Origin of the sequence: Vibrio bivalvicida, assembly GCF_001399455.2 — a bacterium.
GTDB classification, from domain to species: Bacteria; Pseudomonadota; Gammaproteobacteria; order Enterobacterales; family Vibrionaceae; genus Vibrio; species Vibrio bivalvicida.
Genome location: NZ_LLEI02000048.1, coordinates 1 through 5412, shown reverse-complemented (window position 1 = coordinate 5412; position 5412 = coordinate 1). Strand labels below are relative to the sequence as shown.

7 protein-coding genes are annotated in these 5412 nt (G+C 42.6%); all 7 read left to right on the top strand.

Going from position 1 to position 5412, the window contains the following annotated elements:
- The first annotated feature begins 140 nt into the window (after positions 1-140).
- The 7 genes from APB76_RS16505 (at position 141) to APB76_RS23415 (ending at position 5367) form a co-directional block, all read left to right on the top strand.
- Positions 141-626 carry a GNAT family N-acetyltransferase gene (locus APB76_RS16505; protein WP_054963653.1) on the top strand — a complete coding sequence of 162 codons (486 nt, stop codon included), beginning with the start codon at positions 141-143 and terminating at the stop codon, positions 624-626.
- Between the two features lie 133 nt (positions 627-759).
- Complete coding sequence (locus tag APB76_RS16500) at positions 760-1152, top strand: SMI1/KNR4 family protein (RefSeq protein ID WP_054963652.1); 393 nt, start codon at positions 760-762, stop codon at positions 1150-1152.
- A gap of 1603 nt (positions 1153-2755) precedes the next feature.
- Positions 2756-3232, top strand: a complete 477-nt coding sequence (locus APB76_RS16485) for a GNAT family N-acetyltransferase (RefSeq protein WP_054963650.1) — start codon at positions 2756-2758, stop codon at positions 3230-3232.
- 132 nt (positions 3233-3364) lie between these two features.
- The gene (locus tag APB76_RS16480) at positions 3365-3757 is read left to right on the top strand and encodes a hypothetical protein (RefSeq protein ID WP_054963649.1); all 393 of its coding nucleotides are present in this window, start codon (positions 3365-3367) and stop codon (positions 3755-3757) included.
- A 175-nt stretch (positions 3758-3932) separates the two neighbouring features.
- Positions 3933-4343, top strand: a complete 411-nt coding sequence (locus APB76_RS16475) for a GNAT family N-acetyltransferase (protein WP_054963648.1) — start codon at positions 3933-3935, stop codon at positions 4341-4343.
- A gap of 154 nt (positions 4344-4497) precedes the next feature.
- Positions 4498-4800, top strand: coding sequence for a DUF1330 domain-containing protein (locus APB76_RS16470; protein WP_054963647.1), 303 nt, complete (start codon positions 4498-4500; stop codon positions 4798-4800).
- A gap of 438 nt (positions 4801-5238) precedes the next feature.
- Positions 5239-5367: a hypothetical protein gene (locus tag APB76_RS23415; RefSeq protein WP_269085111.1), complete on the top strand. Its 129-nt coding sequence runs from the start codon at positions 5239-5241 to the stop codon at positions 5365-5367.
- Positions 5368-5412: the final 45 nt, after the last annotated feature.

Below are 5412 nucleotides of genomic sequence, written 5' to 3'. Positions count from 1 at the left end.
GAGGCTAAGTTGGAGGAGAAGGCTCAATGAGTATCAAAGCATTTAAGAGTGATTCGCAACGCTTGGCAGTTTCGCTTCGCTCAAGTATAGCCAAGCGTCGCTCACACCTTAATGCGGCGTTATGTTCTAGGAGGAAATTCATGATTAGGGAAATCACAAAAGCCGATTTTGAGTCGTTTTGGCCAACATTTTCGGCGGTAATTCAGGCCCAAGAAACGTATGCCTTTGACCCAAATATGACGCTAGAACAAGCATTCGCTCTATGGTGTGAATCTCCCCTGAAAGCTTTTGTTTTCGTAGAAAATGACGTTGTACTGGGCTCTTACTACATCAAGCCAAATGCAATGGGGCCAAGTAGCCATATATGTAATTGTGGATACATGGTTTCAAGCGAAGCTAGAGGTAAGGGCATTGCACGTCTTATGTGTGAACATTCTCAGGAAACTGCTCTAGGGCTTGGCTTTGATGCAATGCAATTTAACAGCGTGGTTTCTACCAATGAAGTTGCGGTGAAGCTATGGGAGAAGCTAGGGTTTCAAATCATAGGTACAATTCCCAAGGCATATAAGCATGCTCAACTAGGGCTAGTTGATAGCTACGTCATGTACAAATGGCTACGAACATAACAATAAATTTAAGAGTGATTCACAACGCTCGGCGCTTTCACTTCAATCCAGTTTAGTGTTTATGGCACAATGCTTTAGGTAAGGTGTTAGCGTTGTTCACACCTTAATTTGGCGTTATAGCTTTGGAGTAAAAATGGGATTCAACTTAACAGAAGAACAATTAGTTAATACTGAGGTGGAGCTTGGTGCAAGGCTCCCCCATGATTACCGTGAATCAATGAAGACTGACAATGGTGGGGAGGCAACGACCGAAGAAGATGATTGGGAGCTTTACCCAATCAAGGACAACTCCGATCGAAAAAGGCTAGCTCGTACGTGTAACCACATTATTGCAGAAACCAAGTCGTGTTCTGGTTTTGGTAACTTTCCACACAATGCATTGGCAATTGTCAGCAATGGTCTTGGAGATCAAATGGTTTTCTTAAAAGAATCAGCACAGTTCAAACCAGAAGTTTATATTTGGCTTCATGAAACCGGAGAGACTCAGTTGCTTGCAAGTTCATTTGCCAAGATAGGAAAGCTATAACAAACTGCTTAAGACGGACTGCCAACGCTCGGCGAATTTACTTCAAAGTTTGTTCTGTGTTTACGGTGGCTTGTTTACGTTTTGTGTTATGTTGTCAGCCACTTAGCAGGGCGTTAGGTTGCTTTAAAGAATGTAGGCTTGGTGGTTTTGTACTAAGCCACTTCAAGAATCGTATTTATCGACAGTTTATCGGTAATGTGGCTCAACCATCGGTAGGTGAAAGCTTAGTTTGGTAGGCACATATCAGCTTCATCGGCTCACCGTTTTCAAGTCCATCATGTTTAGAGCAGTGCGTGATTTCAGCATTGTCCCGAATAGTTCATCGAATCGGTGTTTTTAGGTTTGGTAGTCTTGGGGTTTAGTGAACCACCGCAGGTTAGTAGGGCGCGCGATTCGAGGTTCAGTGGTCATGCGGTGCTCTCGGTATTGGTATTTAGTAGGTCTACCTCCGTATTCCAAATCAATAAAGGTGCTTGTGAGAAGCATCCCTAACAAACTGCTCAAGTCGGACTATCAACGCTCGGCGATTTTGGTTCTAGTCTGGTACAGTGTTTACGGCGGTTAGTTTAAGTATCGTGTTATGCGTTGCTAGCCACTTAGCAGGGCGTTAGCTAGAATTTAAAAACTATGGGTTAAGTGCTCATGAATACGGGGCTCTAGCTTCACACTTGATAGTCCCAGTGCGTAAACTATCTCGCCAGTGGCACTGTTCGTTAAGTGGTTGAATCAACCAAAGTCAGCTTACTGGAGTGGTGTGTCTGTCTAGTTCTTTGGTGTGGCTTCTTGGGTGTTGAAATGCTGCCGTGGTTAAAACTGTTTGCGCACTTGGTAGTTGGCTTCTTCGAACGCATTCTCTGCCAAGCCTATTTCATCAATAGTCTTTTAGTTTTTGAGCTGCCCAATTTACATTGTCATCCGAAACTAATAATGTATTTCAAATTAAGCACTTGGGTGAAAAACTCAACCTTCTTCGTAGCAGCTAACAAACTGCTCAAGGCGGACTATCAACACTCGGCAATTTTGCTTCTAGTCTGGTACAGTGTTTACGGCGGCTAGTTTAAGTATTGTGTTATGCGTTGCTAGCCACTTAGCAGGGCGTTAATAAGCTACTGTTAACGAATGATTTTTGGATCAAATAGTCCTTCATTGGCTGTATCTATCTCCGCACAAATTCTCGTTCTCTAGCACTTTGCGTTCTGAAGTTTCTTTGGTGACAATGCCATTTGAAATCATCGAAAGCGCTAATATGCCAGCAACCATCTTAACTCTCAAAGGTTCATCGTTGTGGCAATTAACTGTCCGTGACTTCAGTGGGTGGCCTGTTCTCTGTCACTTTGGTTTGGCTACTTGCTCAAAGTTGGTTTCTGAAAAGGACAGTGGGTCAGTAGCCAATAAAAATCTGGTTGGTTTGTACTGTTGAGTTCGGTGGGTTGTTTGGGTGTAGAGCGCGCGGAAAGTACTTTATTAACAAAGTGTTCAAGCTGGATTCTCAACGCTCGGCGGTTTTGGTTGCAAATTTTAATGTAGTGATTAAGGTGGCTTTATTAAGTTAAGTGGGGCGTTGTTCACCACTTAACACAGCGTTATAACCCTTTGGTGAAAGATGGAACTTAGAACATTTGAAAAAGAAGACTACGATCTGCTTATTGGCTGGATCGATTCTGACAAGTTGAACTATCAATGGGGCGGTCCTCATTTCGACTTTCCTTTGAATTTAAGTCAAATCAGTCAGCATTGTTCTCAGCCAGAGGTGATCCCTTTTATCTTTGTTGTATCAGGGGAGAGCGCCGGTTACGTCGAACTATTCAAGGTTGCGGAATCCCACTTCCGAATTTGTCGTGTGTTTGTTTCAAATAGTTTTCGGGGTCAGGGCATTTCTAAGGCAATGCTGGGTCAATTAATCGAACTGGCGGAAGAAAAATACAACGCTAGTATATTCTCACTCGCAGTATTTGACCAAAATACTGTGGCTAGGAACTGTTATGAGTCATTGGGTTTTGTTGTTAGCTCGCATGAAATTGGTACGAGATCGTTTGAAGGTGAGGTTTGGGGTCTTCTACGAATGGAAAAACGGTTATAACAAACTGCTAAAGACGGACTGCCAACGCTCGGCGAATTTACTTCAAAGTTTGCTCAGTGTTTACGGTGGTCTGTTTACGTTTTGTGTTATGTTGTCAGCCACTTAGCAGGGCGTTAGCTGGCAGGAGGTTATATGGAAATTAATACCGACTTTGAGAAGATGAGCTTTCATGATGTATCTATCGAAGATGTTTCCAGAACTGACTCCAAGATTATCATCGTTCTCAGTGGTATTTTCATCAGCAAAGAGCACCCAAGCTCAAATGGAAGCGATCTAATTGTTCAAAATGGGGTTATGACTCTATACAACGTATCTAATGAAAAAAGCCTCACCTGGTTAAATAATGTTGCACCTGTCAGCCACGAAACACCAGAGTACCCAATTGATGAAATCATGAATGCGAAGTTTGATGGGAGTACATTCCATTTTGAAGGCTTTAAGGAAACGATGCCTTGGCATGAGTGGTTTATTCAGGCAACAAGTTTCAATTTGGTCCCCTCCGATGTTGTGGAGACAACCAGCTAACAAAGCATTTAAGAGTGACTCGCAACGCTTGGCGTTTTCGCTTCGCTCAAGTGTAGCCAAGCGTCGCTCACACCTTAATGCGGCGTTATGCGTACTAATCAAAAACTCACGTTACATGTTTATTTATACAGTTGTTTTGTGTATTCTCCGAATGTAATAAAAGGAGATGTACATCATGACAATAACATACGAAGCAAAAGTCCCTAGCCCATCAGAATTTTGCGAAATGAGAGTGAAGGCAGGCCTGTCTCCAAAGTCGTTAAAAGCTGCCACTATTGCTTTGCCAAATAGCTTGTACGCTATCTCGGTTCGAGATGATGATGTTCTAATTGCGATGGGTCGGGTAGTTGGAGACGGTGCATGTAACTTTGAAGTCGTGGATGTTGCAGTTGATCCAAACTATCAAGGTCAAGGGTTAGGCCGGAAGGTCATGGAGCATATAGATAACTATTTGTCGTCGGTTGCTCTCGAAGGCTCTTATGTTTCAATGATCGCAGATGAGCCAGTGTTTTACGAAAAATTAGGGTACAAGCTTGTTTCTCCATCCAGCCAAGGAATGACGAAGAAATTTAAGCCGCACGCATAACAAACTGCTTAAGACGGACTATCAACGCTCGGCAATTTTAGTTCTAGTCTGGTACAGTGTTTACGGTGGTTGGTTTGAGTGTTGTGGTATGCGTTGCTAGCCACTTAGCAGGGCGTTAAGTGTCAATCCGGCATGAAGCATAGGAAGCTATAAAATGTATGAATTCTTAGTTGGTCTGGAAGTTTCAAATGATGAAGTGTATGCAGACTATCGAGCGGCTATGAAACCGATTCTTAAGTCTTTCGGTGGAGGTTTCGGTTTTGACTTCGTGGTTTCTGAGGTTTTACTTTCAGAAGTTGATGCCCCTATCAATCGAGTTTTCACTATTCGATTCCCCAGTAAAACAGCCGCAGAAGCTTTCTTTTCAGATTGTGAGTATTTAAAAATAAAGGCTCAATACTTTGATGCGTCTGTATCCCATACGACGATCATTTCGAGTTATGAAAAAGTCACTTAACAAGCAATTTAAGAGGGATTCACAACGCTTGGTATTTTGGCTTCTACTTCAAATTTAGTGTTTATGGCACAATGCTTTAGGTTTGGGATGAGGCGTTGTTCACCCCTTAATTGGGCGTTAGCTAGAATTTGAAGAAGCTATGGGCTAAGTGCTCATGAAAACTGGGCTCAGGTTTTACAGCTGAAAGTTCTAGGGTACAAAGTATCTCGCCAGTGGCACTGTTCGAAAAGTGATTGAATCAACCAAAGTCAGTTTACTGAAGTGGTGCGTTTGTTTAGTTCTTTGGTGTGGCTTCTTGGGCGTTGACATTACCGTGACTAAATCAGTTTTGCTCACTTGGTAGTTGGCTTCTTCGAAAGCATTCTTTACCAAACCAATTTCATCAATTAGGGCTTGGTTTGTGAGCTGTCCAATTTACATTGTTACTCGAAAGCAATAATGTATTTCAAACTAGGCACTTGGGTGAAAATCTCAACCTTAATCGTAGCAGCTAACAATCTGCTTAAGACGGACTATCAACGCTCGGCGATTTTAGTTCTAGTTTGGTACAGTGTTTACGGTGGTTAGTTTAAGTGTCGTGGTTTGCGTTGCTAGCCACTTAGCAGGGCGTTA

Bases quoted from the DNA above. Each gene is read 5' to 3' on its own strand.
- APB76_RS16505 (WP_054963653.1), top strand. From the start codon at position 141: ATGATTAGGGAAATCACAAAAGCCGATTTTGAGTCGTTTTGGCCAACA.
- APB76_RS16500 (WP_054963652.1), top strand. From the start codon at position 760: ATGGGATTCAACTTAACAGAAGAACAATTAGTTAATACTGAGGTGGAG.
- APB76_RS16485 (WP_054963650.1), top strand. From the start codon at position 2,756: ATGGAACTTAGAACATTTGAAAAAGAAGACTACGATCTGCTTATTGGC.
- APB76_RS16480 (WP_054963649.1), top strand. From the start codon at position 3,365: ATGGAAATTAATACCGACTTTGAGAAGATGAGCTTTCATGATGTATCT.
- APB76_RS16475 (WP_054963648.1), top strand. From the start codon at position 3,933: ATGACAATAACATACGAAGCAAAAGTCCCTAGCCCATCAGAATTTTGC.
- APB76_RS16470 (WP_054963647.1), top strand. From the start codon at position 4,498: ATGTATGAATTCTTAGTTGGTCTGGAAGTTTCAAATGATGAAGTGTAT.
- APB76_RS23415 (WP_269085111.1), top strand. From the start codon at position 5,239: ATGTATTTCAAACTAGGCACTTGGGTGAAAATCTCAACCTTAATCGTA.